The sequence below is a fragment of the Rugosimonospora acidiphila genome, assembly GCF_039543385.1.
Lineage (GTDB): Bacteria > Actinomycetota > Actinomycetes > Mycobacteriales > Micromonosporaceae > Rugosimonospora > Rugosimonospora acidiphila.
This window is the reverse complement of the sequence record NZ_BAABJQ010000004.1, coordinates 53,973-80,117: the sequence shown is the minus strand read 5'-3', so window position 1 is coordinate 80,117 and position 26,145 is coordinate 53,973. Positions and strand designations below refer to the sequence as shown.

General features: G+C 72.3%; 20 protein-coding genes. 11 read left to right on the top strand and 9 right to left on the bottom strand.

The window, feature by feature from the left end; all coding sequences use genetic code 11:
- Window positions 1-10: 10 nt before the first annotated feature.
- The 5 genes from ABEA87_RS08015 to ABEA87_RS07995 form a co-directional block, all read right to left on the bottom strand.
- Window positions 11-949, bottom strand: a complete 939-nt coding sequence (locus tag ABEA87_RS08015; RefSeq protein ID WP_345627509.1) for a hypothetical protein — start codon at window positions 947-949, stop codon at window positions 11-13.
- Entirely contained in the window at window positions 946-3,489 is a 2,544-nt protein-coding gene (locus tag ABEA87_RS08010) for an SMC family ATPase (protein WP_345627507.1), read from the bottom strand. Before ABEA87_RS08010 ends, ABEA87_RS08015 begins: the two co-directional genes overlap by 4 nt.
- Entirely contained in the window at window positions 3,486-4,640 is a 1,155-nt protein-coding gene (locus ABEA87_RS08005; RefSeq protein ID WP_345627506.1) for an exonuclease SbcCD subunit D, read from the bottom strand. The genes ABEA87_RS08010 and ABEA87_RS08005 overlap by 4 nt, the downstream gene beginning before the upstream one ends.
- A gap of 16 nt (window positions 4,641-4,656) precedes the next feature.
- Complete coding sequence (locus ABEA87_RS08000) at window positions 4,657-6,408, bottom strand: ATP-binding protein (RefSeq protein WP_345627504.1); 1,752 nt, start codon at window positions 6,406-6,408, stop codon at window positions 4,657-4,659.
- Between the two features lie 74 nt (window positions 6,409-6,482).
- A complete protein-coding gene (locus ABEA87_RS07995) occupies window positions 6,483-7,214 on the bottom strand; it encodes a pyrimidine reductase family protein (RefSeq protein ID WP_345627502.1) in 732 nt (243 codons plus the stop codon).
- 237 nt (window positions 7,215-7,451) lie between these two features.
- On the opposite strand from ABEA87_RS07995, the gene ABEA87_RS07990 reads away from it, so the two are divergent.
- The gene (locus ABEA87_RS07990) at window positions 7,452-7,997 is read left to right on the top strand and encodes a plasmid pRiA4b ORF-3 family protein (RefSeq protein WP_345627500.1); all 546 of its coding nucleotides are present in this window, start codon (window positions 7,452-7,454) and stop codon (window positions 7,995-7,997) included.
- An 86-nt stretch (window positions 7,998-8,083) separates the two neighbouring features.
- Here the strand turns inward: ABEA87_RS07990 and ABEA87_RS07985 are convergent, their stop codons facing one another.
- The gene (locus tag ABEA87_RS07985; RefSeq protein WP_345627498.1) at window positions 8,084-8,758 is read right to left on the bottom strand and encodes a class I SAM-dependent methyltransferase; all 675 of its coding nucleotides are present in this window, start codon (window positions 8,756-8,758) and stop codon (window positions 8,084-8,086) included.
- Between the two features lie 194 nt (window positions 8,759-8,952).
- Window positions 8,953-9,603: a PadR family transcriptional regulator gene (locus tag ABEA87_RS07980; RefSeq protein ID WP_345627496.1), complete on the bottom strand. Its 651-nt coding sequence runs from the start codon at window positions 9,601-9,603 to the stop codon at window positions 8,953-8,955.
- Between the two features lie 153 nt (window positions 9,604-9,756).
- Here ABEA87_RS07980 and ABEA87_RS07975 point away from each other — a divergent pair, with 153 nt between their 5' ends.
- The 8 genes from ABEA87_RS07975 to ABEA87_RS07940 all read left to right on the top strand — a co-directional run bounded on the left by ABEA87_RS07975 (window position 9,757) and on the right by ABEA87_RS07940 (window position 19,867).
- Entirely contained in the window at window positions 9,757-11,376 is a 1,620-nt protein-coding gene (locus ABEA87_RS07975; protein ID WP_345627494.1) for an AMP-binding protein, read from the top strand.
- Window positions 11,377-11,850: 474 nt separating this feature from the next.
- Window positions 11,851-13,170, top strand: coding sequence for an extracellular solute-binding protein (locus ABEA87_RS07970; protein WP_345627493.1), 1,320 nt, complete (start codon window positions 11,851-11,853; stop codon window positions 13,168-13,170).
- A gap of 150 nt (window positions 13,171-13,320) precedes the next feature.
- Complete coding sequence (locus tag ABEA87_RS07965; protein ID WP_345627491.1) at window positions 13,321-14,310, top strand: carbohydrate ABC transporter permease; 990 nt, start codon at window positions 13,321-13,323, stop codon at window positions 14,308-14,310.
- Between the two features lie 10 nt (window positions 14,311-14,320).
- Window positions 14,321-15,232 carry a carbohydrate ABC transporter permease gene (locus ABEA87_RS07960; protein WP_345627489.1) on the top strand — a complete coding sequence of 304 codons (912 nt, stop codon included), beginning with the start codon at window positions 14,321-14,323 and terminating at the stop codon, window positions 15,230-15,232.
- Window positions 15,229-16,659 carry a GH1 family beta-glucosidase gene (locus ABEA87_RS07955; RefSeq protein WP_345627488.1) on the top strand — a complete coding sequence of 477 codons (1,431 nt, stop codon included), beginning with the start codon at window positions 15,229-15,231 and terminating at the stop codon, window positions 16,657-16,659. The genes ABEA87_RS07960 and ABEA87_RS07955 overlap by 4 nt, the downstream gene beginning before the upstream one ends.
- Window positions 16,660-16,698: 39 nt before the next feature.
- On the top strand, window positions 16,699-17,745 hold the full coding sequence (locus tag ABEA87_RS07950; RefSeq protein ID WP_345627486.1) for a LacI family DNA-binding transcriptional regulator: 1,047 nt from the start codon (window positions 16,699-16,701) through the stop codon (window positions 17,743-17,745).
- 257 nt (window positions 17,746-18,002) lie between these two features.
- Complete coding sequence (locus tag ABEA87_RS07945) at window positions 18,003-18,785, top strand: ACT domain-containing protein (protein ID WP_345627484.1); 783 nt, start codon at window positions 18,003-18,005, stop codon at window positions 18,783-18,785.
- A gap of 8 nt (window positions 18,786-18,793) precedes the next feature.
- Window positions 18,794-19,867 (top strand): GNAT family N-acetyltransferase, encoded by a 1,074-nt coding sequence (locus ABEA87_RS07940; RefSeq protein ID WP_345627482.1) that lies wholly within the window; start codon window positions 18,794-18,796, stop codon window positions 19,865-19,867.
- Here ABEA87_RS07940 and ABEA87_RS07935 read toward each other — a convergent pair.
- Both ABEA87_RS07935 and ABEA87_RS07930 read right to left on the bottom strand, forming a co-directional pair.
- Window positions 19,857-20,531, bottom strand: coding sequence for a response regulator (locus tag ABEA87_RS07935; RefSeq protein ID WP_345627480.1), 675 nt, complete (start codon window positions 20,529-20,531; stop codon window positions 19,857-19,859). The genes ABEA87_RS07940 and ABEA87_RS07935 overlap by 11 nt on opposite strands.
- Window positions 20,528-21,922, bottom strand: a complete 1,395-nt coding sequence (locus ABEA87_RS07930; RefSeq protein ID WP_345627478.1) for a sensor histidine kinase — start codon at window positions 21,920-21,922, stop codon at window positions 20,528-20,530. The genes ABEA87_RS07935 and ABEA87_RS07930 overlap by 4 nt, the downstream gene beginning before the upstream one ends.
- A 502-nt stretch (window positions 21,923-22,424) precedes the next feature.
- Here ABEA87_RS07930 and cydD point away from each other — a divergent pair.
- Window positions 22,425-24,272, top strand: coding sequence for a thiol reductant ABC exporter subunit CydD (gene cydD, locus ABEA87_RS07925; RefSeq protein WP_345627476.1), 1,848 nt, complete (start codon window positions 22,425-22,427; stop codon window positions 24,270-24,272).
- Window positions 24,269-26,143 carry an amino acid ABC transporter ATP-binding/permease protein gene (locus ABEA87_RS07920; protein WP_345627474.1) on the top strand — a complete coding sequence of 625 codons (1,875 nt, stop codon included), beginning with the start codon at window positions 24,269-24,271 and terminating at the stop codon, window positions 26,141-26,143. Before cydD ends, ABEA87_RS07920 begins: the two co-directional genes overlap by 4 nt.
- Window positions 26,144-26,145: the final 2 nt, after the last annotated feature.

Below are 26,145 nucleotides of genomic sequence, written 5' to 3'. Positions count from 1 at the left end.
CGGACTGTCCTCATCGGACTGCCGTGCGCAGCGTGCGCTGCAGCAACCGGGGATCGCCCAGCAGCCCGCGCAGCCGGCGCTCCAGCCCGGCGATGGGGATCAGGTTCTGCGGTGCGCGCGGATCCTTGTACGCGCTGGAGGCGAAGCCCGGCAGGGTGGCGGCCGACACGCCGGCCAGCCGGATCGCGTCCGCCGCGGTCATCCGGTCGGCGCACTCCAGCCGGACGATGCCGCTCCACGGCGAGCCGACGGGGCCGGGCAGGCGCAGGTACCAGGAGAACAGGCCGGAGAAGGAGAAGACCGGGGTCCGGTGCCCGACCGCCAACCCGGTGACCACCCTCACCAGCGGCGGCTCCAGGTACCGGCTGTGCTGGGTCTTCACGTATCCGAGGGTATTCGGCAGGTCGCGGCGCTCCCGAAGCCGCCCGTCGACCACCAGGAGTTCGTCCTCGGCGGCGACCGCCCCGGCCTCGTGGGAGACCTTCAGCTCCAGGGCGGACAGCAGCTTGCTCAGGTCGCGGTCCAGGTGCTCGGCGGCGTCCCGGCTGGCCCGGTGCGCCGCGTACCGGGCCGGCTCGGTGCCGATCGATGGTGCGTCGGGCATGGCGCTGAGCAGTGCGCGCTCGACCACCGGGCCGATCACCTCGGCGACCCCGCGCCGCCGGTCGCAGCGCACCGCCCCGGCCGCGTACGAGGCGGCCAGCACCGGGTGGGTGTCGCCGGCGTCGTCGGTCAGCCAGCCCCGGGCATCGTTGCGCATCACGCCGTCGACGAACGTCACCACGTCCGGCCGCAGGGAGGCGTCCGGTGGCGGGATCGCCTTCCAGGCGGCGGCCGGCAGTTCGACCTCGTCGTTGACCTGACCGCTGCGGTCGGTCGACGGCCCGTCGTCGATGTCGACGCTGGTGCCGTACGCGGTGCCCCACGACTCCCAGGACAGCGCGTTCATCCCTGTACCCGTTCCACCCGGGCGGTCCGCGCGTCCTTGCGCACCTCGAACCTGACCGGTACCCGTTCGGCCAGCGCGCCGACGTGGGTGACCACGCCCACCATCCGTTCGCCGCGGGCGGCCAGGTTCTCCAGGGTGGCCGCCACGGTGTCCAACGTGGACACGTCCAGGGTGCCGAAGCCCTCGTCGAGCAGGATCGACTCCAGACTGGCCGCCCCGGTCGACATCCCGGTCAGCTGCTCGGACAGTGCCAGCGCGAGGGCCAGCGACGCCTGGAACGTCTCGCCGCCGGACAGCGTGCGCACGCCCCGGCGTAGCGCCGCGTCGTGCTGGTCGATGACGAAGAACTCGCCCTTGTCGTGGACCAGTTCGTACTGGCCGCCGGACAGCTCGCGCAGGATCCGGGAGCCGCCCTCCACCAGCCGGTCGAGCGCCTCCTCCAGCAGCCAGCGCTCGAAGTTGTTCGCCCGCAGGTGGGTGGCCAGCGCGCGGGCCAGTTGGCCGTCCCGCTCGTGGTCGGCGCGCCGCTGGGCGAGCCGGTCGGCCTGCTCGCGCCGCTCGACCAGTCGGGCATGCGCGGACTCGGCCCGCTCGACGGCTATCGCCGCGGCCTCGGCCGGCCCGACCCGCTCGGCGCGTGCCGAGCCCGCACCGGCCGGACCGTCGCCGGCCGGCTGCACCGGCCCGGTCGGCACCGGCAGGTTCGCGTCGGTGAATAGCTTCGCGATTTTCGCGGTCGCGGCGACCGCTGCCGCCTGCGCCGCCTCCTGCGCGGTGGCCAACTCGGTGCGGCGGTCGCGCCGAGCGTTCCACTCCAGGCGCGCCCACTCGGACAGCAGGCGCCATGCCGCCGCGAGATCCTCGCGGTCGGTCGGCGGCGGCCCGAGGGGGGCCACCGCGTCGCGTACCTCGTCGAACGCGCGCCATGCCGCGGCCAGCCGCTGCCGGGCCCGGGAGACCTGCGACGACGCCCGGCGGTGCTCGTCCCGGGTCGTGCGGACGCGCCGGCCCGCGGTGTCCAGGTCCCGCTGCAGCCGGCCGGCCGCGTCGAGCCCGGCCCGCAGCGCCGCCGGCTCCACGCCCGCCAGCTTCGCGTCCAGGGTGACCAGCTGCCGGTTCAGCGCGTCGCGCTCGGCCCGCACCCGGCTGGCCGCCTTGTCCAGGTCGCGCACCGCACGGTCGCGGGAGACCGCCACCGCGCCGGCCGCCTCGGCCCGCCGCCGCGTCTCGGTGAGCCGGGCCGAGGCGGCGGTCAGCGCGGGCGCCTCAGGCATGGCGGGCAGCTCGCTGACCTGCTGGGTACAGACCGGGCAGGCGTGCCCGACGCGCAGGTGCGGGCGCAGGCTCGCGGCCCGGTCCGCGGTGCGCGCCTGCTCGACGGCGTGCTCGGCGGCCGCCACCTCCTCGGCGGCCATCGCGGACGCCTCGCTCGCCGCGTCCAGCGCCCGCACCGCCTTCTCGTACTCCGCCTCGGCCTGCCCGACCGCGCCGGTGAAGTCGCCCCCCTGTACGGCTATCCGGTCCCGCTCGACGAACTGGTCCAGCAACCGGTGCATGGTGGGCACGTCGCCGGCCTCGGCCAGCTCGGCGCGCAGCCGCTCCTCGTGCTCTTCGGCCGCGGTCACCTCGTCGGTGGTCCGCGCCAGCTCGGCGTCCGCGGCGGCACCGGCCGCGGCGAGGTCGCCCGCCTCCGCCGGGGCGCGCACCTCGGCCAGCCGGTCCAACTCGCCGTCGAGGTCGGCCAGCGCGGCGCGGGTGGCCTGCGCGTCGCGCTGGGCGACGACCAGCAGCGGTACGGCGGCGGAGACCTCCACCGCGAGCGACCGCATGGCGTCCACCCGCTCGGCAGCCAGCGCCAGCGCCTCGTCGGTCGCGTCGGCGAGCTCGCCCAGCTGGCGGTCGACCGCGGCGAGTTGAGCGTCCGCCTCGGTCGCCAGGGTGGTGGCCCGGTTGCGGATCTCCTCGTAGACGGACAGCCCGAGCAGGTTGACCAGGATCTGCTGGCGCTGGGCCGGCTTCGCGTGCAGGAATTCGGCGAACGCGCCCTGCGGCAGCACCAGGCAGCTGGTGAACTGCTCGTACGGCAGCCCTATCGCGGACAGGACGGCCTGCTCCATCTCGGCCGGGGTGCCGGCCAGCGGCTCGCCGAGGTCGAGCGGGTCGCCGGCCGCCGAGTCTTTGTCCAATATGGACAGATCGAAGCCCTTGGGCAGCAGCTCCAACCCGGCGTGGCTGGTGGTGACCCGGCCCTTGCTGTCCCGGCGCACCACGCGGGTGGCCGCGTACCGCGAGCCGGCCGACTCGAACACCAGCCGCACCCGGGCCTGCGCACCCGAGGGCGGCAGCGCGTTGGCCACCGCCCGCCGGTCGTTCCAGCGGGGCACCGTGCCGTAGAGCGCGAAGCAGATCGCGTCCAGGATGGTGGACTTGCCGGACCCGGTGGGGCCGACCAGTGCGAAGAAGTCCGCGTCGGTGAAGTCCACCGTGGTCAGTTCGCGGAACACGGTGAAGCCCTCGATGTCCAGCCGCAGCGGCCTCATGACGTGCGCACCTCGCCGTAGAGCCGGTCGAACAGTTGACTGACCGCCGGGTCGGCGTGCCCCCGGCTGGTCAGGTAGTCGGCGAACAGCTCGCCCGGCGCCCGGCCGGTGCGCTGGGCCGTCCCGCGCTGGCCGCTTTCGGCCAACTCGGCGACCAGGGCCGGATCGATGCGCACCTCCAGCGCGCGGGGCAACAGCTCCTGCACCGCCTCGCGCAGCCCGGCCCGGGGCCGCTCCCGCACGTACACCCGCAGCCAACCCTCGGAACCGTCCACTTTGGACAGTTCATCGAGGGTGCCGCGTACGGTGCGCAGCGGCACCGCGGCAGCCACCGGGACCTGCCGGGTCCTCGCCGCGCTGCTCGTGCCCACCTCGACCATGGTGACCGAGGAGACGTTCTCCTCCTCGCCGAAGTCCACCTGCAGCGGCGCCCCGCTGTAGTGCACCGGGCACGGCCCGAGGATCGACTGGGCGCGGTGCAGGTGCCCGAGCGCGACGTAGTGCGTGGCGGGGGAGAACACCGTGGTGGGCACCGCGTACGCCTGGATGGTGTGTGCGTCCCGCTCGCCGCCGCCCATCGTTCCCCCGATGACGGTCAGATGCGCGGTCACCAGGTTCACCGTGTCGCCGCCGAAGCCCTCGCTCAGCCTCCTCAACAGGCGCCCGACGTGGTCGGCGTACGTCTGGGTGGCCTCGGCCGCCGACAGGTCGAACATCTCGGTGGCCCGGATCGCGTACCGCTGGGACAGGAACGGCAGCGCCACCAGCCGCCACGGCTCACCGTCCCGGGTCTGACCGGTCACGATGTGGTCGTCCGGCCGGTCCCGCACCGTGCCGCGCAGCACGATGCCGGCCGCGTCGGCCCAGGCCCGCAGCGCGTCCAGGGCCGCGCCGTTGTCGTGATTGCCGGCGATGGCCACCACGTCGGCTCCGGTGCCGCGCAGCGCGGACAGCGCGCGGGTGACCAACCGGGTCGCGTCCGGCGTGGGCACCGCCGTGTCGTAGAGGTCGCCGGCCACGACGACCAGGTCGGGCCGCTGTTCGCGGGCGATGTCGACCAGCTGTCGGAGCACCGCGATGTGCTCCTCGACCCGGGACTGTCCTTTGAGGACTTTCCCGATGTGCCAGTCCGAGGTGTGCAGGATTCTCATCGGTCCCAGGCTCCCATCAGAACGGGATGTCCTCATCGGACAGTGAGGCGCCGGGCGGTCTGGCGCCCACGACGGCGAACGCGTCGGCGGCCTGGGTCAGCGAACGCAGCGTGGCCCGGGGCGGCTGGCCCGCCTCGGCCGGCCTGGTCGCCCACGCCGGGAACGGGAACTCCACCACCAGCGGAACGGGCAGCTCCGGCTGATTGACGAACATGGTGCCGGGCTTGGCGATCAGCGCCCGGGCGCGCTGGGCCGGCGGCAGGAATCCGTACTCCGGGCGGGACGCCTCGGCCGGGTCGAGCCGGCCCACGATCCGCACCGCCGAGTTGGCGACGATGCGCCGCTCCACCTCGCTGGCGGTCTGCTGCGCACCGATCAGCACCACGCCCAGCGACCGGCCGCGCTCGGCGATGTCCAGCAGGATTTCCTTGATCGGGCTGGTGCCCTCCCTGGGCGCGTACTTGTTCAGTTCGTCCAGCACCACGAACAGCAGGGGCTTGGCGGTGCCGGCCTTCTCCTTGCGCTCGAACTCGGTCTTGAGCGTGACGCCGACCACGAACCGCTGCGCCCGGTCCGGCAGGTTGTGCAGGTCGACCACTGTCACCTGGGCGCTCTCGGCCGTGTTGACCGAATGCCGGGTACCCGGCGCCAGGTCGCCGCGGACCAGCCGGCCGAGGTCCTTCTTCGACCCGATGAGCCGGCGGGAGAAGGCGTTGACGGTGCCCAGCCCGACCGCCGAGCCGGCCCAGAAGCCGCGGGTGGCCTCGTCGGCCAGTTGGGCGACGACGAAGTCCACCAGGTCGGCGTAGGAGCCGATGCGCACGCCGTCGATGGTCACCCCGCCGTCGGCCGGGGTGGCCACCCTGGTCAGGTGCGCGGCGACCGAGTGCACCACCATCGTGTACTGCTGCCGCTCGTCGTCGGCGTCGGCGAACACGTAGGGCAGCAGCCCGTCCGCGCAGAACTCCGCCAGCGTCCAGTAGAAACTGTCCACTCCGGACAGTCGGCTGGACACGTCCGGGGTACCCGAAGGGTCACCAGGGCGTGGCGGAGCGTACACGGACACGTCCGAGAACGGCGCGGCCGATAGGCCCAGCTTCGCGTACGAGGCCGCCGTGGCGTCGGTGAGCCGGGAGTTCGGGTGGTCGAGGAACAGCAGATCCTCGCCCTTGACGTTGAAGATGAGCGCCTTGGTGTTGACCGACTCGGCCCCCAGCACCCCGGAACGGAACACCGAGTACAGCAGGAACGTGGCGAACGACGTCTTGGTGGCCACGCCGGAGATGCCCGAGATGGACGCGTGTGCGCCGCGCTGACCGTTGAGGAACTCGAAGTTCAGGAACACCGGCAGGCCGTCCCGGCCGGTGCCCAGCGGCACCTTCTGCTCCATCCGGTCGAAGTACAGCGCCCGGGACCGGTCGTCGCCGGCCGCCCGGTGGACCAGCGAACCCGGCGACGGCGGCACGTACAGCTCCGGGTCCACCCGGGTGGTGGTGATCTCGGCGGCCTCCTGCACCTGGGCCGGCAGCGTGCCGTCCGCGATGGCGAACACGTCCGACTCGAACTGCGCACCCTCGTGTCTGGCCCGTACGGCGGTGACCACCCCGGCGATCGTCACCGGCGGCTGGTCGGGCAGGTCACGTCTGGTCACCACGACATCGTCGAGCTGTAGGTACTCGCCCGGCGCGACGGCCACCCAGAACTGCAACGGCGTCGCGTCGGCGGTGCCGAGCACCCGACCGACCGGAGCCTGCCCGGAGAAGTCCATTCGGGCATCGTGCCTCACGCGTACGACGGCCATGGTCGGGGCACGCCCGGAAGCGACGAGGTCGGCACGACAAGCTACGCATTCCTCGCGTACCGCAGGAGGAGCGTTCCGTCGTCGTACAGCGCGTGAGCGAGCGTGAGCCCTTGGACACCGGTGCCCACGCCCGCGGTGATCCGGCCGGCGCCGGGCCCGGCCAGCATCGGCGTCATGGTCAGGCATACCTCGTCGACCAGGCCGCCCTCGGTCAGCGAGCCGAACAGGTGCGGCCCACCCTCGCACAGGATCTGGTCCAGCCCGCGTGCCCGAAGGTCGGTCACCGCCGCCGCCAGGTCGACCTCGTGCTCCCCGTGCTCCAGCACGTCGGCCACCTCGGCGAGCGCGGCACGCCGATCCGCCGGGGAGCCGGCACAGGTGATCACGATCGGCCGGGTCGCGGCGTCGGCGAACGCCGGGTGGGTCGGGGACAGGTCGAGCCGGCGGGACACGATGATCAACCGGGGGTACGGGTCGAGGCCGTGCGCCACCCGCCAGTCGCGCCGCTCCGACCTGGGCCGGACGCCGCCGTACCCCTCCTCGCGGATGGTGCCGGCGCCCACCATCAGCCCCTCGGCGAACATCCGCAGCAGCGGGAAGACCTGCTGGTCACCGGGGGACTGGAGGCCCTTGGAGTGCCCCTCCACCTCGACCGCGCCGTCCACGCTGGTGACGAAGTTGACCCGCAGTACGGCGGTGGTGGGCTGATACAGCGCTATGAGCGCGGCGTCGTCGAGCGGGGTCGGGTCGGTCGCTGGCCAGATCCGGTGCACGGCGGCTCCTCGTAAGTGTCGGGTGTATTACTCTCCGGCCGGCCCGGTGGCCGGTGGCGAGGGGTCCGGCGACCGGTGCTGGCAGTCACACCAGTTGCCACCCCGGCACTGATCATGCCGCCGGTCGCGACACGCCTGGCAGATCACGACAACCTCCTTCGCTCGCCCTCTTGCGTCAAGAATGGGGCACTCGGCGAGAATGAGCACGCCGGCCGACCGGCGAGCCGAGAGGACACGATGTCTCGACAGATCTTTCAGCTCAGGATTTCCCTTATTGACGTCGCACCCGTGATCTGGCGACGGGTGGCGGTGCCAGGCGGGTTCACGCTGGATCGGCTGCACCGGGTGATCCAGTACGCGATGGGTTGGCAGGACTACCACCTGCACTCGTTCGAGATCGAGGGCGTGCAGTTCGGGGTACCGGATCCGGAGGGCGAACTCGACCTGCGGGACGAACTGGACGTCCGGCTGGACGCGATCGCCGGCAAGGACGGCCGGTTCAGCTACGTCTACGACTTCGGCGACTGGTGGGAGCACGAGATAGCCGTCGAGGCGCTCTACCCGGCGGAGCCGGACGAGCGGTACCCGCTGTGCCTGGAAGGGGACCGGGGCTGCCCGCCGGAGGACGTCGGCGGGGCACAGGGGTACGCCCGGTTCCTGGAGGCGTTGCGGGACCCGGGTCACCCGGAACACGAGGCGATGCGGGAGTGGATCGGCCGGCGCTTCGATCCCGCGTTCTTCGACCCCGACCGGGCCACGGTGCTGCTGCGCCGCCTCGCCTGACCCCGAACCCCGGGTGGTGAAGGGGCGGTTCGCGTGGCGCCGGCCGTCCGTGCCGGCGCCACGCGGTCCCTGGTCGCCGCCTCCGCCTACGCCTTGGCCAGCCGCGCCTCCAGATCGACGCCGTCCACCCGGATCTCACCCGTCCGGAACGCGCTCGCGGCGACGAGCTGTTCGAACTGGGCTCGTGAGCGGGCCCGCCGGCGCAGCCCACGCAGCGCGAACCCGACCACGAAGGCGCTGACCCCCGACGCGCCCATGCGCCGCACCTCGCGGTCGATCTCGGACCCCGTGACATCGGCCGGCAGGTCCTGGATCACCGCCACCCCGCCCGGGCGCAATACCCGGTGCATCTCGTCGAGCGCCAGCACCGGGCGGACGAAGTTCTTGAACGCCGCCTGGCAGATGACGAAATCGAAGGAGTCCGCCGGAAACGGCATCGCCGACACGTCGCCGTGCCGGAAATCGATGTCGACGCCCTCCCGCCGGGCGTACTCGCCCGCCATCCGCACGAACGTGCGGCCGATGTCCAGCCCGGTCACCCGGTAGCGCCCCGACCGGGCCAGTTCGACCGTGAGGTACCCGGGGCCGGGCGCCACCTCCAGCACGTCGGCGCCGTCCGGCAGGCCTGCGGTCAGGTGGGCGGCCTGTTCGCGGAATCGCGCGCGCTGGTCGTCCGATCCGCGCTGGCGGGCGTACCACCGGGCGGTCACGCCCTCCATCTCCGGTAGCAGTTTGAGTCGCTTGTGATTGCCGTCTTCCACTTCGCCAACTCCCTTACGACGGGTGGTGATGTGTACCCGCGAAGGAGCCGCGCGCCGCTCGGCGCGTGCGGCCGTGGAGCCCGGTTACCCTTGAGATCGCTACACCTCGGGTACCAGGTCCCGTCCCGCGCGGGATGGTTGCGAGGCCCGACCCCGGTGCGGTGTTGGCGCACCGCACCGGGATCCCTCGCCGGTCAACGGGTGGGTGGCTCTCCCTCCCACAGCATCCGCAACCACTCGACCGGGCGTCGGCCGGTCTCGTGGTAGTCGCGCCACTCGGCCAGGCCGGACAGCGTGCCCCCGCGCAGCTCCGCGATCAGCGAGCGCACCCAGGCCGCCTCGGCCGAAAGCATCGCCAGCGTGTACTCCGACTCGACGAGGAAAAGCCGGGGCACCCGCGCGGCGCCTTCGAGCTGCGCGCGCTGGGTGGCGATGTCGTCCGCCAGCGCGCGTTCCCGCTGTTCGAGCAGGGCGGTCGCCTCGTCGGGCCCGAGCACGGACAGCACGGACAGCGCGGCGGCGAACCTCGGGTACTCCGGCTCGGGCGCGGCCATCAGCTCGCGCAGCCAGTCCAGCAGTTCGGCCCGGCCGCCGGCGGTGATCGTGTAGGAGGTGCGCTCCGGCCGGCGCCCCTCCCGGTCGCTGCCGGTGGCCTCGACGAAGCCGTGCTTCTCGAGGTTTCCCACCACCGTGTAGAGCGAGCCCCATTTGATGTTGATGTCCTGGTCCTTGCCGGTGCGCCGGAGCAGCTGCGCCATCTGGTACGGGTGCATCGGGTCCCCGGGCGCGAGCAGGGCGAGCAGGGCCAGCGCCAGCAGGTTTCCGACCTTCCGCCGCTTCGCCATGACAACTCCTCGTTCACAAATACTCGCGGACGAGCATACGTTCGCGAGTATCTCGATCACAAGCCGTCGACCGCGCCTCTTCCGATCGGGATCTTCAGTGATGACAATCATTGGAACGGCGTCGCCGGGGACGCCGCTTCGCGGAGGTGCGCCATGCCGGCACTGTCCTACGCCAACGGTCCGTCCACCACGCCGCTGCTCGGCGACACGATCGGCGCCAACCTGGCCGCCACCGTGGCCCGCTTTCCCGATCGCGAGGCGCTGGTCGACGTGCCCAGCGGCCGGCGGTGGACGTACCGGGAGTTCGACGCCGACGTGCGGCGGGTGGCGCTGGGCCTGCTCGCGCTCGGGGTGGACCGCGGCGAACGGGTGGGGATCTGGGCGCCGAACGTCCCCGAGTGGCTGCTCGTGCAGTACGCCACCGCCCGGATCGGCGCGATCCTGGTCAACATCAACCCGGCGTACCGCGGCCACGAACTGTCCTACGTGCTGCAACAGGCCGGCGTGCGCACGCTGATCTCGACGGAGACGTTCAAGACGTCGGACTACCGGGCTATCGTGGACCAGATCCGGCCGGAGTGCCCCGCGCTGCGGGAGGTGGTCTATCTCGGCACGGCCGACTGGTCCGAACTGCTCGACGGCGGGTCGACCGTCGACGAGGCGCTGCTGCCGGACCGGGAGGCCACCCTCACCTTCGACGACCCGATCAACATCCAGTACACCTCGGGTACCACCGGCTTCCCGAAGGGCGCCACGCTGTCCCACCACAACATCCTCAACAACGGGTTCTTCGTGGCCGAGGGGCAGGGCATCACCGAGGCGGACCGGATCTGCGTACCGGTGCCGTTCTACCACTGCTTCGGCATGGTGATGGGCAACCTCGCGGCGACCAGCCACGGTGCCTGCGTGGTGATCCCGGGCCCGGCGTTCGATCCGGCCGCCACGCTGCGCGCCGTCGCCGCCGAGCGGTGCACCGCGCTGTACGGCGTGCCCACCATGTTCATCGCCGAGCTGGCCGAACCGTCGCTGCCCGAGCACGACCTGTCCAGCCTGCGTACCGGCGTGATGGCCGGCTCGCCCTGCCCGGTCGAGGTGATGAAGCGGGTGATCGGCGAGCTGGGCATGGCCGAGGTGACCATCTGTTACGGGATGACGGAGACCTCCCCGGTGTCCTGCCAGACGCGGGGCGACGACGACCTGGAGCGCCGGGTGTCCACGGTCGGCGCGGTGCACCCGCACGTCGAGGTGAAGGTGGTCGATCCGGCCACCGGGGCGCCGGTGCCCCGCGGCGAGGCCGGTGAGCTGTGCACCCGCGGGTACAGCGTGATGCTCGGGTACTGGAATCTGCCCGACATGACGGCGGAGTCGATCGACGCGGGGCGCTGGATGCACACCGGCGACCTGGCCGTGATGGACCCCGCCGGGTACCTGTCGATCGTCGGGCGGATCAAGGACATGGTGATCCGGGGCGGGGAGAACATCTACCCGCGCGAGATCGAGGAGTTCCTCTACACCCACCCGGACATCGTGGACGCGCAGGTGATCGGGGTCCCCGACGCGAAGTACGGCGAGGAGTTGGTGGCCTGGGTGAAGCTGCGCGAGGGCGCGGCGGAGTTCGGCGTCGAGCAGCTGCGCGCCTTCTGCGCCGGCAAGCTCGCGCACTACAAGATCCCGCGGTACGTCCGGGTGGTTGACGCGTTCCCGATGACGGTGACGGGCAAGGTGCGCAAGGTGGAGATGCGCGAGATCTCCATCGCCGAGCTGGGCGGCTGATCGCGCCGGTCGGTCGCGGCGTCCTTCGGCGGTCCGGGCGGTCCGGGCGGTCCGGGCGTCCGGGCGGGGTGCGTCGCGCGGGCGACGATCGCACGCAGTGACGTCCCGGTGTGGGACCGCGCGACGCCGATCCGCCGATACCTCGGTGGGCCCCGCCGTCGGCGGGATTTATCGCGCGCGATGTCGTGAGACCCGCGAATTTTTCCTCTCCTGGACGGCGTGCTCGGCCTTGTGGGGGGCCAGGTGGAGCCCGTAACGAAATGGGAACGCTCCCAAGCCGCCCTTGACAGCCCGAAAACTCGGCGGCACTCTCATGGGAGCGCTCCCGAGGCTCGTGGTTGGAAGCCACGGGCCCCACTCACGGTGTGGCGTCCCGGTCCGGCCAGTCACTGGCGGGCCGGGCACACCCCAACGAAAAGGCCGGCCCTGGCCGGCACCTTCGCCACACATCGCGACCTGAGAGGGGTCATAAGGATGGGCGTCATCTCGCGCCGCCGCGGGTTCGCGGCGGTCGCTGTGGTAGCCGCCGCCGCGCTGGTCGCGGCCGGCTGTTCGAAGAGCGACACTGCCTCCGGCGACAAGAAGATCACACTGACCGTCACGGTCTACGGGGAGTTCGGCTACGAGACGGCCAAGGCCGGCCTGTACGACAAGTACATGCAGACCCACCCCAATATCACCATCAAGGAGATCGGCGAGGGTCAGCAGCTTGGTGACGAGAACACCAAGCTGGACCAGACGCTCGCCGCGGGCGCCGGCGCGGGCGACATCGTGGCCCTGGAAGAGGGCACCATCACGAAGTACAAGGGCCTGGCGCAGGACTTCGTTGACCTCAACAACTACGGCGGCGCCGCGCTCAAGGACAACTTCCTGCCGTGGAAGTTCCAGGAGGGCACGACCTCCGACGGCAAGCTGCTCGGCCTGGGCACCGACGTCGGCTCCATGGGCATCTGCTACCGCACCGACATGTTCGCCGCGGCCGGCCTGCCCACCGACCGCACCGCCGTCGGCAACCTGTGGCCGACCTGGCAGGCCTACCTCGACCAGGGCGTGAAGTTCGCGGGCTCACCCGAGGGTTCGAAGGCCAAGTGGGTGGACGCGGCGACCAACCTTTACAACAACATCCTGATGCAGGTGGCCGGCGCCAACACCGGTTACACCTACTTCGACAAGTCGAACAACCTGGTGCTCAGCTCGAACCCGGACATCAAGACCGCGTACGACATGACCACGAAGGCGATCAGCCAGGGCCTGTCGGCCGGCGAGATCTCGTTCTCCGACGAGTGGACCGCGGGCTTCAAGAACTCCAAGTTCGCGACCATCGCCTGCCCCGCCTGGATGCTCGCGAACATCCAGGAGAACTCCGGCGACGGCCTGTCCGGCAAGTGGGACATCGCCAAGGCGCCGGGCGACGGCGGCAACTGGGGCGGCTCGTTCCTGTCGGTCACCAAGCAGAGCAAGCACCCGGCCGAGGCCGCGGACCTGGTGAAGTTCCTGACCAGCCCGGAGAGCCAGCTGGCCGTGTTCGAGAAGCTGGGCAACCTGCCGTCCTCGCCGAAGGACTACGACGACCCCACCTTCCAGGCGTTCAAGAACCCGTACTTCAGCAACGCGCCGACCGGGCAGATCTTCGGTGCGGGTGCCGAGGCACTCAAGCCGGTCTACCTCGGTGCGAAGAACAACGACGTGCGTACGGCGGTGGAGGCCACGCTGCAAGCGGTCGAGCAGAAGAAGAAGACCCCTGACCAGGCCTGGCAACTCGCGCTGAGCAGCGGCGCGGCGGCGGCCAAGTAGCGGCCACAGGCCGGTCGTGGCCGGATCGGTCCGGGTGGTGGCCACCCGCGTACCGGTTCCGACCACGACCGGCCCGGCGCATGGACCTGGGCCGCCGGCGGCGATGGCGCCCGGCGCCCCGCCCGTCGGCCCTGATCGGGAGAGAATCAGATGAGCCTGCACCTCGACGCGACGCCCGCGCACGGCCCGACCGACGCGGCCAGACAGGCGCTACCACCTCGTCCGCCCCGTACCCTGCGATCCCGCCTGACCGCTCTGGACATCAAGGGTTCGCCATACCTCTACGTCGCACCGTTCTTCATCATCTTCGCGCTGTTCATGCTCTACCCGCTGGGTTACACGCTCTTCGTGTCCACCCGGAACTGGCAGCTCGGCGCGCAGACCTCGACCTCGGTGGGATGGTCCAACTACGTCGAGCTGTACCACGACCACGACTTCTGGAACTCGGTCGGCAACACGTTCGGGATCTTCGTGATCTCCACGATTCCCCAGCTGCTCATGGCGCTGTTCCTGGCCAACCTGCTCAACCGCGCCCTGCGCGGGCGCACGCTGCTGCGGATCGGGATCGTCGCGCCGATCGTGACCTCCACCGCGGTCATCGGCCTGGTCTTCAACCAGCTCTACAGCAAGGACTTCGGGCTGATCAACTACCTGCTGCACTTCGTTGGCGTGCACCACATCGACTGGAAGGCCAGCAAGGTGGCCTCGTGGTCGGCCCTCGCCACGATGGTGAACTGGCATTGGACCGGCTACAACACGCTGATCTACCTGGCCGGCATGCAGACGATCCCGAAGGACATCTACGAGTCGGCCTCGCTGGACGGCGCCCGGCCGATCACCCAGTTCTGGCGGATCACGGTACCGATGCTGCGACCGACCATCGTGTTCACCGTGATCATCTCCACCATCGGCGGTCTGCAACTCTTCGGCGAACCGGCGCTGTTCGGCAGCGGTTCGAACTATCTGGGCGGCGGCTCGCTGCACCAGTTCCAGACCGTGACGATGTACCTGCTGCAGGAGATGTTCAACCGTTCCCGGCTGGGTTACGCCGGCGCCATCGCGTGGGTCCTGTTCCTGTTGATCCTGATCACGTCGGTGCTGAACTTCCTCATCGTTCGCCGGATCAACTCGGACAAGTAAAGGAGCTGTGATGGCGACGCTTTACACCTCGCACGCCCGCGTCGACGAACCCCAACACCGCGAGCGACCCAGGCGGGTGCGGGCGGCCTCCTCCCGGCTGTGGCAGACCAGCCCGCTGACCTACCTGACCCTGCTCGTGGCGATCGTCCTGTCGATCTTCCCGCTCTACTTCATGCTGATCGGCGCGACGCAGGACAACGACGACATCTACAAGTCCCCGCCGGCGCTGCTGCCCGGCAGTCACCTCATGAGCAACCTGTCGAAGGTCTTCTCCAACGAGAGCGCGAACGTCGGCAAGGGCCTGCTCAACTCGGTCATCATCGCCAGTTGCGTGACCCTCTCGGTGGTCTTCTTCTCCTCGCTGGCCGGCTTCGCGTTCGCCAAGCTGCGCTTCCGCGGCAAGAGCGCGATGCTGCTGGTGATCCTCGGCAGCATGATGATCCCGGTGCAGATCGGGCTCATCCCGCTGTACCTGATCATGGTCAAGCTGGGCTGGGAGAACCGTCTGGCCGCGGTCATCGTGCCGGTGCTGGTCAACGGCTTCGGCGTGTTCATGATGCGGCAGTACGCCAGCCAGGCGGTGCCCGATGAGCTCATCGAGGCGGCCCGCGTCGACGGCAGCAACACGTGGGGCATCTACTGGCACGTCGTGCTGCCGGCGCTGCGCCCGGCCGCGGCGGTACTGGGGATCTTCACGTTCATGCAGACGTGGAACGACTTCCTCTGGCCACTGGTCGCCATGCAGGACCCGGCGAATCCAACGGTCCTGATATCCCTACGCAACCTGGGCAACGGGTATTACCAGGACTACGCGCAGGTGTTCGCCGGTACGGCGGTGGCGACAGTGCCGCTGCTGATCGTCTTCATCGTGCTCGGCCGTCAGATCATCGGCGGCATCATGGAAGGTGCTCTCAAAGCGTGACTACCTACAATCTCGCGCCCGAAGCTGTCCTGCTGGCACAGGATGCCGCGACGTTCCCCGCCGATTTCCTGTGGGGGGCGGCGACTGCCGCCTACCAGATCGAGGGAGCTGCGGCAGAGGACGGTCGGACCGCCTCGATCTGGGACACCTTCAGCCACACTCCCGGGCGGGTGGCCGGCGGCGACACCGGCGACGTCGCCTGCGACCACTACCACCGGTACCGGGATGATGTGGACCTCATGGAGCGCATGGGCCTGCGCTCGTACCGGTTCTCGACGTCCTGGTCACGGGTGCAGCCCGGCGGCTCCGGCCCGCTCAACCAGGCCGGCGTGGACTTCTACAAGCGGCTGCTCGACGAGCTGAACGGGCGGGGCATCGAGCCCTGGCTCACGCTGTACCACTGGGACCTGCCGCAGGAGTTGGAGGACGCCGGCGGCTGGCCCAACCGGGACACCGCCTACCGGTTCGCCGACTACGCCGCCGCCCTGCACCTCGCGCTCGGCGACCGGGTGTCGCACTGGACCACGATGAACGAACCGTGGTGCTCCGCGTTCCTCGGGTACGGCTCGGGCCAGCACGCGCCCGGCCGGGGGGAGCCGGCGCTCACCATTCCGGCCGCGCACCACCTCATGCTCGGCCACGGCCTCGCGACCCGGGCGATCCGGCAGCAGTCCGGCCCGCCGGCCAGCGTGGGCATCACGCTCAACCTGTACGCGATGTCGGCGGCCAGCGAGTGCCCCGAGGACCTCGACGCGACCCGCCGCATCGACGGGCTGGCGCACCGGATCTTCCTCGATCCGCTGCTCCTCGGCCGGTACCCGGAGGACGTGATCGACGACGTGCGCGGGCTGTCCGATTTCAGGCACGTCCGGGACGGCGACCTGGACGTGATCAGCGCGCCGCTGGACCTGCTCGGGATCAACTACTACAGCCGGTACGTGGTGGCCGCGCCCCCGGCGGGCACCCCGATGGCCGGCTCCGGACCCTCCGACTGGCCGGGCAGCGAGAACGTCCGGTTCGTGAGCCGGGACGTGCCGCTGACCGGCATGAAGTGGGAGATCGACGCTCCCGGCCTGGTCGAGGTGCTGCGCCGGGTGCACGACGAGTACCCGGAGCTGCCGTTGTACGTCACGGAGAACGGCGCGGCGTTCGACGACGTACCGGACGCCGAGGGTCGGGTCGACGACCTGGACCGGGTGGGATTCCTGGACGGCCACCTGCGCGCCTGCTACCAGGCGATCAGCGAGGGAGTCCCACTTCGCGGATACTTTGCCTGGTCGCTGCTGGACAATTTCGAGTGGGCCTGGGGCTACGAAAAGCGCTTTGGCATGGTGTATGTGGACTACACGACCCAGCGCCGGGTCTTCAAGGCCAGCGGCGCGTGGTACGCGCAGGTAACCAGGCGGAACGGGCTGACCGCACAATAGGGAGGCGATCAGGCTCGGACCGGCGAGGAGATTTGTGACATGACGACCCAGCGAACCCGTTCCGCCGGACGACCCACGCTGGACGAGGTGGCGGCCCGGGCGGGTGTCGGCCGTGGCACCGTGTCCCGGGTCGTCAACGGATCCCCTCAGGTGAGCCCCGAGGCGAAGGCGGCGGTCCAGCGGGCGATCGAGGAGTTGGGCTACGTACCGAACCGGGCCGCGCGGGCACTGGTCACGCAGCGTAACGACTCTGTCGCGCTGGTCGTCTCCGAGTCCGAGGCCCGGGTGTTCGGGGAGCCGTTCTTCGCCGGCATCATCCGGGGCATCAGCAGCGTGCTGCTGGAGACCCCGCTGCAGTTGTGGCTGGCGATGGCCCAGTCGCCGGAGGAGCGCGACCGGGTCAACCAGCACCTGACCCGCCAGCACGTCGACGGCGTTCTGCTGCTGTCCCTGCACGACGACGATCCGCTGCCCGGCCGGCTGCGCGAGCGCGGGCTGCCCGCGGTCCTCGGCGGCCGGCCGGCCGGCATGCTGATACCGGACGATCAACCGATCAACTTCGTGGACGTGGACAACGCTGGGGGCGCCCGGCAGGCGGTGGAGCACCTGGCGGCGGACGGGCGCCAGCAGATAGCGGTGATCGCCGGGCCGCAGGACATGGGCGTGGGCGTGGATCGACTGGCCGGGTACCGGCAGGCGATCGTGGAGGCCGGGCTCAAGCTGGACGAGGCCCTGATCGGGTACGGCGACTTCAGCGAGGAGAGCGGCGCGGCGGCCATGCGCGGGCTGCTGTCCGCCCGGCCGGGCATCGACGGGCTGTTCGCCGCCTCGGACCTGATGGCCTTCGGCGCCATGCGGGTACTCAAGGACCGGGGCCGGCGGATCCCGTCGGACGTGGCCGTGGTCGGGTTCGAGGACTCGGCCCTGGCGCGGCAGACCGATCCGCCGCTGACCACGGTGCACCAGCCGGTGGAGGAGATGGGTCGGGAGATGGCCCGGCTGCTGCTGGACCGGATCCGGGGCGAGGCGGACGAGCACCGCTCGGTGATGCTGGACACCCACCTGGTGCGCCGGGCCTCGGCCTGACCCGTTCCGGCCGCTTCGTCGCCGAAAGACTGACCCCGCCCGATCGTCGGGCCCGGGCCCGGGTGGGTCTGGTCCGGGCCCGCCGCCGCCAGCGCTGCCCCGCCGCCAGCGCCGCCCCGCCGCCGGCTGATCTTTCCCCCAATGTCGCTGGTCGGGCGAGGATTGGCGGGCTTTGTGGCGGGGACACAGTGTCGCAATCGTCCTGAAACGTAATTGCGCCAGGCTGGACCCGGCACACAGTTCAGAGGGGGTCCTCCATGTTGTTGCGGCTGCGGGTACGGCTGCCCGATCGCCCCGGCTCGCTCGGCCAGGTCGCCCGGACCCTGGGCGTGACCGGGGCCGACATCGTTCAGATGATCGTGCTCGAACGCGTCGGTGGGCGGGCCGTCGATGATTTCACGGTCATCTGGCCGGCCGCGACGCCGGTGAACCGGATCCTGGCCGGGCTCGCCGCCATCCCCGGGGTCGTGGTGGAGGGGGTCTGGCGGTCGACCGGGGGCGCACCGGCGGCCGGCGGCGCCGACGCCGAACTGGTCGGGCAGGTGGCGGCCAGCGCGGACGGGGGGATCACCACGCTGGTGGATGCCGTACCGGGGCTGCTGTCCGCGGACTGGGCCGCCGCACTGGTGGTACCGGCGAACTGGGCGAGCCCTGGTGAGCGCGGCACCCCGCCGTGCGGACCGGCCGTGGCGTACGCGAGTTGGCAGGCGCCCGAGCCGCTGCGGGTGCCCGACGTCACCCCGCTGCGGCCGCGCGCCTTCGAGGGGCCGGACGGCCTCCGGTACGCCGCCGCGCCGTTCGGCCGGTCCGGCGTGGTGCTGCTCGTGGCCCGGGGAGGCGGCGAGCACGACCTGCCCGTGCCGGCGTTCCACGTCACCGAGGTCGACCGGCTGTCCCAGCTGGTTCGCGCCTGCGCGCAGGTGCTCGGCGATCGGCTGGAGGAGTCGGTCGCCTCGGGCGCGGCCGGGCGCGGGCACCGGCGGCCCGACTGGCCGGTCAACCCGGCCGGCTCCGACCTCACCTCGCTACTGGACAGCTAGGAGTCGACATGACCTTGTGGCGAGTACGGGCGACGGTCGACGACCGGCCGGGGTACCTGTCGGTGCTGACGGCCAGCCTCGCGCTGCGCTCGGTGAACATCCTGTCGGTGCAGGTACACGCGACCGAGGCCGGCGCCGTGGACGACTTCCTGATCGACGCGCCGGACGCGTTGACCGAGGCGGATCTGCTCGCGGCCGTGGCCAAGGGTCGGGGCCGGGACGCCTGGGTCGGCCGCGCCGACGTGCGCGGCCTGGTCGACACGCAGACCCAGCTGCTGGGGGTGGCCACCCGGCTGGTGGCCGAGCAGGACGAGCTGGGGGTGGCGCTGGCCGGGCTGCTGGGCGGGGCCACGGTCTCGTGGCACCCGCAGGACTGCCCGGCCGGCCGGGACTTCGGTGAGGGCCTGATGCGGCTGCCCGACCCGGCCGGCGGGACGCTGCTGGTGCGGCGGGACGAGCCGCCGTTCACCCCGGCCGAGTTCGCCCGTGCGCACGCGCTGGTGGACCTGGCCGGCGCCGTCCTGCGGCGGGCCACCAGCCGTTGGCAGCTGCTGCTGCCCGGCGGGGACGAGCTGACCGTCCGGCGGGCCGGACTCCAGGACGCCGAGGCGGTCGCGGCGCTGTACGCGGAGTGCTCCCGGCCCAGCCGGCACGGCGGGTACCCACGCACCGGCCGGTCGGCCGCCACGGCGCTGCGCCGGCGGCTGGAGGCGCCGGACGGAATGGTGCTCATCGCCGAGGCGGAGCCCGAAGGGCGGGTGATCGGCATGGCGGAGATCTTCCGAGACGGTACCGAGGCGGACGTGGCCCTGCTGGTCGCCGAGGCGTACCGGGGTCGGGGGGTGGGCGGCGCGCTGCTGCGGCGGGCGGCCCGGCTGGCGGCCGGCGACGGGGTGGAGGCGCTGCACGCGTACGGGCGCCCGGACAACCTGGCCATGGTGCGCACCATGGGCCGGCTGGGCCGCCCGCTGCACCAGGTGCTCGACGGCCCACTGCTGAGCGTGACCGCCGATCTGCGGCCGGACCTCGGCCCGGGGCCGTCGACCGAGCCCAATCCGGCGTTGCCCGGGATCACGGGGTGAAGCGGTACCCCATGCCGGGCTCGGTCAACAGGTACCGGGGCCGGGCCGGGTCGGGCTCCAGCTTGGCGCGCAGCTGAGCCACATACACCCGCAGGTAGTTGGTCTCCGTCTCGTACTTCGGACCCCAGACCTCCTGCAGCAGCTGGCGCTGCGAGACCAGCTTGCCGGCGTTGCGTACCAGCACCTCCAGCAGGTGCCACTCGGTCGGGGTCAGCCGCACGTCGGCGCCATCCCGGGTGACCCGGCGGGCGGACAGGTCGATGGTGAACGCCTCCGTCTCGACCACCGGCTCATGCACGGTCGGGGCGGCCCGGCGCAGCGCCGCGCGCACCCGGGCCAGCAGCTCATCCATGCCGAACGGCTTGGTGACGTAGTCGTCGGCCCCGGCGTCCAGCGCGCGCACCTTCGACTGCTCCAGGTGCCGGGCGGACAGCACGATCACCGGGGCGCTGGACCAGCCCCGGATGCCCTCGACCACGGCTACCCCGTCCATGTCGGGCAGGCCGAGGTCGAGCACCACCAGATCCGGGGGCTGCCGGGTGGCGGCGTTCAGCGCGGTGGCGCCGTCCGGCGCGAGTACCACCTCGTAGCCCCGGGCGCTCAGGTTGATCCGCAGGGCTCGCAGTAACTGGCGATCGTCGTCGACGACCAGGATCCGGCTCATTGTCCAGTCCACTGTGGACGTTCCTGGGCGGCCGGATCCCGGGGTGCCCGGGGCAGCGTCACGGTCATCGTCAGCCCGCCGCCCGGGGTGTCGGCGGGGTGCAGCGCCCCGCCCATCGCCTCGGTGAACCCGCGGGCGATGGCCAGCCCGAGACCCAGTCCGCCGTTGGCGGTGCGGTCGTCCAGCCGCTGGAACGGTGCGAACATCCGCTCCTGATCGGCCGGTGGTACGCCGCAGCCGTGGTCGACCACGGCGAGGTCGACGGTCGCGGGGGCGACCGATGCGCACAGGGTGACCGCCGATCCCGCCGAGGCGGTGACCGCGTTGTTCACCAGGTTTGCCACCACTCTCTCCAGCAGCCCGGGGTCGGCCGACACCAGCGGCAGGTCGTCGCCGACGGCCACCTCCAGCGCCGCGCCGGGCGCGGCGTGCAGCAGAGCCCGCGCCACCACCTCGTCCAGCGCCACGGGCCGAGCCTGGACTGACAGTACCCCGGCCTGCAGCCGGCTCATGGCCAGCAGATTCTCCACCAGATCGTCGAGCCGGTCGGTGGACTCCTCGACGGTCTCCAGCAGCTCCTCGCGGTCCTGTGTGGAGAACGCCACGTCGCCCGCGCGCAGGCTGGAGGCGGCGGCCTTGATGCTGGACAGCGGGGTGCGCAGGTCGTGGCCCACGGCGGCCAGGATCGCCGTGCGCACCCGGTCGACCTCGGCCAGCTGGGCCGCCTTCGCGGCCTGCTCGGCCAGCCGCTGCGCCTCCAGCGTCCGGGCCGCCGCCGTGGCCAGCCGGCCGAGCAGCCGCCGATCATCGTCGAGCAGGTCCGGGCCCGCCGCGAGCAGGCGCAGCCCGGGCGCGGCCTCCACCTCCAGCGTGGGCGCCGACGTGATCGGCTCGCCGACCGCGGCCACCAGGGCGCCGTGCTCCATCAGCGCGACGCCCCGCAGGTCGAAGGTGTCCCGTACGTGCCCGAGCAGCTGGTTCAGGGACTGATCGACCACCGGCGTGGCGGTGATCCGGGCGAGCAGCTCGGCCTCGACCCCACTGCGCGCCGCGGCGGCGCGCTGCCGGGCGGCGAGGTCGACCGCCACGCTGACGCTGACCGCCACGAGCACGTAGACCAGCAACGCGATCAGGTTCCCCCGCCGGTCCACGGTCAGCGTGTGTACCGGCGGCACGAAGTACCAGTTGAGCAGCAGGTCGGACGCCACCGCGGCGGCCAGCCCCAGCCACACGCCGCCGACGGCCGCGACCACCACCACCGGCACCAGGTAGAGCAGCGCGGCGTTGGTCAGGTTGTCCCGTTCCAGCATCGCGCTGAGGCAGGCCAGGCCGGCGACGCCCAACCCGAGCCCCAGCCAGGTTCGGGCCGTCGAGCGGGGCTGCGCGATCACGATTCAGTTATACGGCTGGTAGCCGATACCGGCTGCGCCGGTCACCACGGCTGAGGCCGGCGTCTCGGTGAGATCGGGCCGATTGGGACGCTTCGGCCGGTTCTTCGTCGCCGATCCGTCACGCCGGTCACGGTGGCCGGGGACCCCGGCGCGGCGCACCGGCCGGACCATCTTGAGGCGCCTTTAACAGTGCCGGGCTTTAGTTGGCGCGGCGGGCCCGCTCGGCGGCGCCCTGGCAGCGACCGGTCCGGGCAACGGGGTCGGGTCCCGGCACCGGATCCGGCCCCCGTGCGCCCGGACCGGGTCCTGCCTGGTCCGCGCCGGCGTCCCGGTCGAACCCCGGCCTAGGGTTGGACGTGATTCCCGGTGCCGGGTCCGGATGAGAGCGCCCGGTCGGGCCCGGGATCACACGGAGGCGAATGGTGGGCGGCAAGCGCTCACATGTAGGCTGACAACATGTCGCGGAGGTATCTGTCATGCCGTTTCGGGTGGTGATTCCGCGATGCGTCCGGTCGATCCACGGCTGATGCGCCTGCCGGGCCTGCGCGGCTACTTCATCGCGGTGACCGGCTCCGGGGTGCTCGCGGCGATCCTCGTCGTGGCACAGGCCAGCGCCCTGTCCAGGCTGGTGGCGGCCGGGGTGGGCGGGCGGCTGGACCGGGCCGCGCTGGTGGCGACCGCGGTGGTCGTGGCGCTGCGCGCGGCGCACCACGCCGGCCAGGGCATGCTGGCCGCCCGCGCCGCGGCCAACGTGAAGGCCGGCCTGCGCGAGCGGCTGCTGGACGCGGCGACCCAGCGGGGACCGGGCTGGCTGGCCGGCCAGCGCGCGGGTGAACTGGCCACCCTGGTCGGCCGCGGGGTGGACGCGCTGGACAACTACCTGACCGGGTACCTGCCGACGCTGGTGCTCGGCGTGACCGTACCGGTGGCGGTGCTGGCCCGGCTGGCCTTCGGCGACCGCACCTCGGCACTGGTGATCCTGCTCACTCTGCCGCTGATCCCGATCTTCGCCATCCTGGTCGGGGTGCACACCCGGTCGCGTACCGAGCGACAGTGGCGGCTGCTGTCCCGGCTCGGCGGCCACTTCCTGGACATGCTCTCCGGTATGCCGACGCTGCGCGCCTTCGGCCGGGCCCGGGCACAGGTCGACGTGGTCCGGGGGATGGCCGAGAAGTACCGCGGCGCGACCATGGCCACGCTTCGGGTGGCGTTCCTGTCCGCCCTGGTGCTGGAACTGGTGGCCACCGTGTCGGTGGCGCTGGTGGCGGTGCCGGTCGGCCTGCGGCTGCTCGACGGCAGGGTGACACTGCCGGTGGCGCTGCTGGTGCTGCTGCTCGCGCCGGAGGCGTACGCGCCGTTGCGGGCGGCCGGCGCGCAGTTCCACGCCAGCCAGGAAGGGCTGGCGGCCGCGGCGGACGCGTTCGCCGTACTGGAGCCGGAGTCGCCGCCAGCCGCCGGCGCGGACGAGACCCGGAGCCGGACCGAGACCCGGGCTCGGACCGAGGCCCCGAGCCGGACCGAGGCCCCGAGCCGGACCGAGGCCCCGAGCCGGACCGAGGCTCGGGTGCCCGACCCGGGCGCCGTGGAGCTGATCTTCGACCGGGTGTCGGCCGGGTACTCGGGCGAGCCGGTGCTGCGCGAGGTGTCCTTCACCGTCGCGCCCGGTGAGCGGGTCGCGCTGGTCGGGCCGAGCGGCGCCGGCAAGACCACGGTGCTCTCCCTGCTGCTCGGGTTCCTCGAGCCGCGGGACGGTCGGATCCTGGTCGACGGTGCCGACCTGTCAACGGTGGACCTGCGGGCGTGGCGAGAGCGGCTGGCCTGGGTACCGCAGAGGCCGCACCTGTTCGCCGCCTCCGTGCTGGACAACATCCGGTTGGGTGCGCCGGACGCCACCGCCGAGGCCGTGGCGACCGCCGCCGAGGCGGCCCAGGCGCACGGGTTCGTGACCACCCTGCCGTCCGGGTACGCGACGGTGCTGGGGGAGCGCGGGTACGGGCTTTCCAGCGGGCAGCGCCAGCGCCTCGCGTTGGCCCGGGCGTACCTGCGCTCCGGCGCCTCACTGCTGCTGTTCGACGAACCGACCGCCCGCCTCGACTCGGCCAGCGAGGCGGCGGTGCTGGCGGCGGCGGGCACCCTCGCGCAGGGCCGAACCGCGCTGCTGGTGGCGCACCGGCCCGCCCTGGTCGCGAGGGCGGACCGGATCCTCGAGGTGTCCGACGGAGCGGTACGCGAGCGGGTCGCCGAGCCCGACCCGGGCGGCGGCGCTCGGGGCGAGGGAGACCGTCGTCACTATTCGCGCGACGCCGATCACGCCGGTCTCGTGGTGGCCGAGGGGGGTGGGGTCGCGTGACGAGGCCCGCCGGTACCGGCGCGCCGGGCGCGAGGTTCGCCGGAGCGCGGCTGGTTGCCCGGGGCGGGGGCATCTGGCAGCTGCTCCTGGCGGCGCTGCTGTCTGCCGCCACCGACCTGTCCGGCCTCGGCCTGCTGGCCACGGCCACCTGGTTGATCAGCCGGGCCGCGCAGCGGCCACCGATCGTCGCGCTGACCGTGGCCATCGTGGCCGTGCGCGGGCTGGCCGTGGCCAAGGGGACGCTGCGCTACGTCGAGCGGCTGGCCGGCCACGACGCGGCGCTTCGAGTACTGGCCCGGCTGCGTACCCGGGTCTACGCGACCGCCAGCCGTGGCACCGATCCGCTTCCGCGCGGCGACCTGCTGGCCCGCCTGGTGTCCGATGTGGACAGTGTGCAGGATCTGTTGCTGCGCTGCGCGATCCCGGCCGGGGTCGGCGGGATCGTGGCGCTGGTCACGGTCGGGTTCACCGCCGCGTTCTCCGGCCGGGCGGCGCTGCTGCTGCTGGCCGGGCTGCTGGTGGCCGGGCTCGCGTTGCCCGCGCTGGCGTACCTGCTGGCCAGCCGCGCCGCCGCGCGGATAGCCCAGGTGCGCGGCCGGTACCTGGCTGCGTCGGTGGATGTGCTGGCCGGCGCCGCGGACCTGGCCGCCTTCGGCGCTACCGAGGCGGCCCTGGCCGACGCGGCCGGGCAGTCCTCGGCCCTGGCCAGGCTGGAGCGCCGGGCTGGCGTGGCCGGCGCGGTGACCGGAGCGGTCGGCGCGCTCGTGCCGGGCGCCACGGCGATCGGGGTGCTCGCGCTGAGCGTGCGGGGCGGCCCGTCGGTCATGGTGGCGGTGCTGTCCCTGCTGGCGCTGGCGGCGGTGGAGGCGGTTCTCCCGCTGCTCGGTGCGGCGGTGCGCTACGCCGAACTGCGCGGAGCCTGGCAACGGGTCCGGCCGCTGCTGCTGGCCGGCGACGAGCTACCGGGCGAGTCCGGGTCGGCTGAGCCCGGGGCGGGTGAGCCCGGGTCGGCTGAGCCCGGGGCGGGTGAGCCCTCGGCCATCGTGGCTCCACCGGCCATCGTGGCGCGGCAGCTCACCGTGCGGTATCCCGGTGGCCCGGTGCCCGCGCTGGACGGCGTCGACCTGGAACTGCCGCCCGGCCGCCGGGTGGCCGTGGTCGGGCCCAGCGGTGCCGGCAAGTCGACGCTGCTCGGGGTGCTGACCGGGGCGGTCCAGCCGACCGCCGGCCGGCTCTCGGTCAGCGGTGCGGCGCCGGACGGTGCCACGCCGGACGGTGCCACGCCGGACGGTGGCCCGGTGCGCGTGGGCCCGTCGGAGGGCGGTGCGGCAGAGGGGCGCGAGGCGCTGGGCTGGCCGCGCTCCGGCGGGGTGCTGGCCGACGGGTACGTGTTTCACGCCTCGGTACGGGAGAACCTCACGCTGGGCCGGGCCGGGTTCGACGATGCGGCGCTGGGCCGGGCGCTCGCGGTCGCCGGGCTGGCCGACTGGGCGCAGCGGCTGGACGAACTGGTCGGCGAGGACGGCGCCCAGGTGTCCGGGGGCCAGCGCCAGCGGCTCCTGCTGGCCCGCGCGCTGCTCGATCCGCCGCCGGTGCTGGTGCTGGACGAGCCCACCGAGGGGCTGGACCCGGAGGCCGCCGACGCGGTCCTGGCCGACGTGCTGCGGGCCGCCGACGGGCACACCGTGGTGATGGTCACTCACCGGCTGGTTGATCTGCGCGCCTTTGACGAGATCGTGGTGCTCATCGACGGCCGGATCTCCCAGCGTGGCCCGCACGACGCCCTGGTCGAAGGGCCCGGATGGTACTCCACGTGGGCCGGAATCAGGGAGGTCCCGGAGTCGACCTTCGCCAGTGGTATGGGACGCTGAAA

What these genes read in the sequence shown, in the direction of transcription:
- ABEA87_RS08015 (WP_345627509.1), bottom strand. Translation starts at nt 949, where the DNA reads ATGAACGCGCTGTCCTGGGAGTCGTGGGGCACCGCGTACGGCACCAGC.
- ABEA87_RS08010 (WP_345627507.1), bottom strand. Translation starts at nt 3,489, where the DNA reads ATGAGGCCGCTGCGGCTGGACATCGAGGGCTTCACCGTGTTCCGCGAA.
- ABEA87_RS08005 (WP_345627506.1), bottom strand. Translation starts at nt 4,640, where the DNA reads ATGAGAATCCTGCACACCTCGGACTGGCACATCGGGAAAGTCCTCAAA.
- ABEA87_RS08000 (WP_345627504.1), bottom strand. Translation starts at nt 6,408, where the DNA reads ATGGACTTCTCCGGGCAGGCTCCGGTCGGTCGGGTGCTCGGCACCGCC.
- ABEA87_RS07990 (WP_345627500.1), top strand. Translation starts at nt 7,452, where the DNA reads ATGTCTCGACAGATCTTTCAGCTCAGGATTTCCCTTATTGACGTCGCA.
- ABEA87_RS07980 (WP_345627496.1), bottom strand. Translation starts at nt 9,603, where the DNA reads ATGGCGAAGCGGCGGAAGGTCGGAAACCTGCTGGCGCTGGCCCTGCTC.
- ABEA87_RS07975 (WP_345627494.1), top strand. Translation starts at nt 9,757, where the DNA reads ATGCCGGCACTGTCCTACGCCAACGGTCCGTCCACCACGCCGCTGCTC.
- ABEA87_RS07970 (WP_345627493.1), top strand. Translation starts at nt 11,851, where the DNA reads ATGGGCGTCATCTCGCGCCGCCGCGGGTTCGCGGCGGTCGCTGTGGTA.
- ABEA87_RS07965 (WP_345627491.1), top strand. Translation starts at nt 13,321, where the DNA reads ATGAGCCTGCACCTCGACGCGACGCCCGCGCACGGCCCGACCGACGCG.
- ABEA87_RS07960 (WP_345627489.1), top strand. Translation starts at nt 14,321, where the DNA reads ATGGCGACGCTTTACACCTCGCACGCCCGCGTCGACGAACCCCAACAC.
- ABEA87_RS07950 (WP_345627486.1), top strand. Translation starts at nt 16,699, where the DNA reads ATGACGACCCAGCGAACCCGTTCCGCCGGACGACCCACGCTGGACGAG.
- ABEA87_RS07945 (WP_345627484.1), top strand. Translation starts at nt 18,003, where the DNA reads ATGTTGTTGCGGCTGCGGGTACGGCTGCCCGATCGCCCCGGCTCGCTC.
- ABEA87_RS07940 (WP_345627482.1), top strand. Translation starts at nt 18,794, where the DNA reads ATGACCTTGTGGCGAGTACGGGCGACGGTCGACGACCGGCCGGGGTAC.
- ABEA87_RS07935 (WP_345627480.1), bottom strand. Translation starts at nt 20,531, where the DNA reads ATGAGCCGGATCCTGGTCGTCGACGACGATCGCCAGTTACTGCGAGCC.
- cydD (WP_345627476.1), top strand. Translation starts at nt 22,425, where the DNA reads ATGCGTCCGGTCGATCCACGGCTGATGCGCCTGCCGGGCCTGCGCGGC.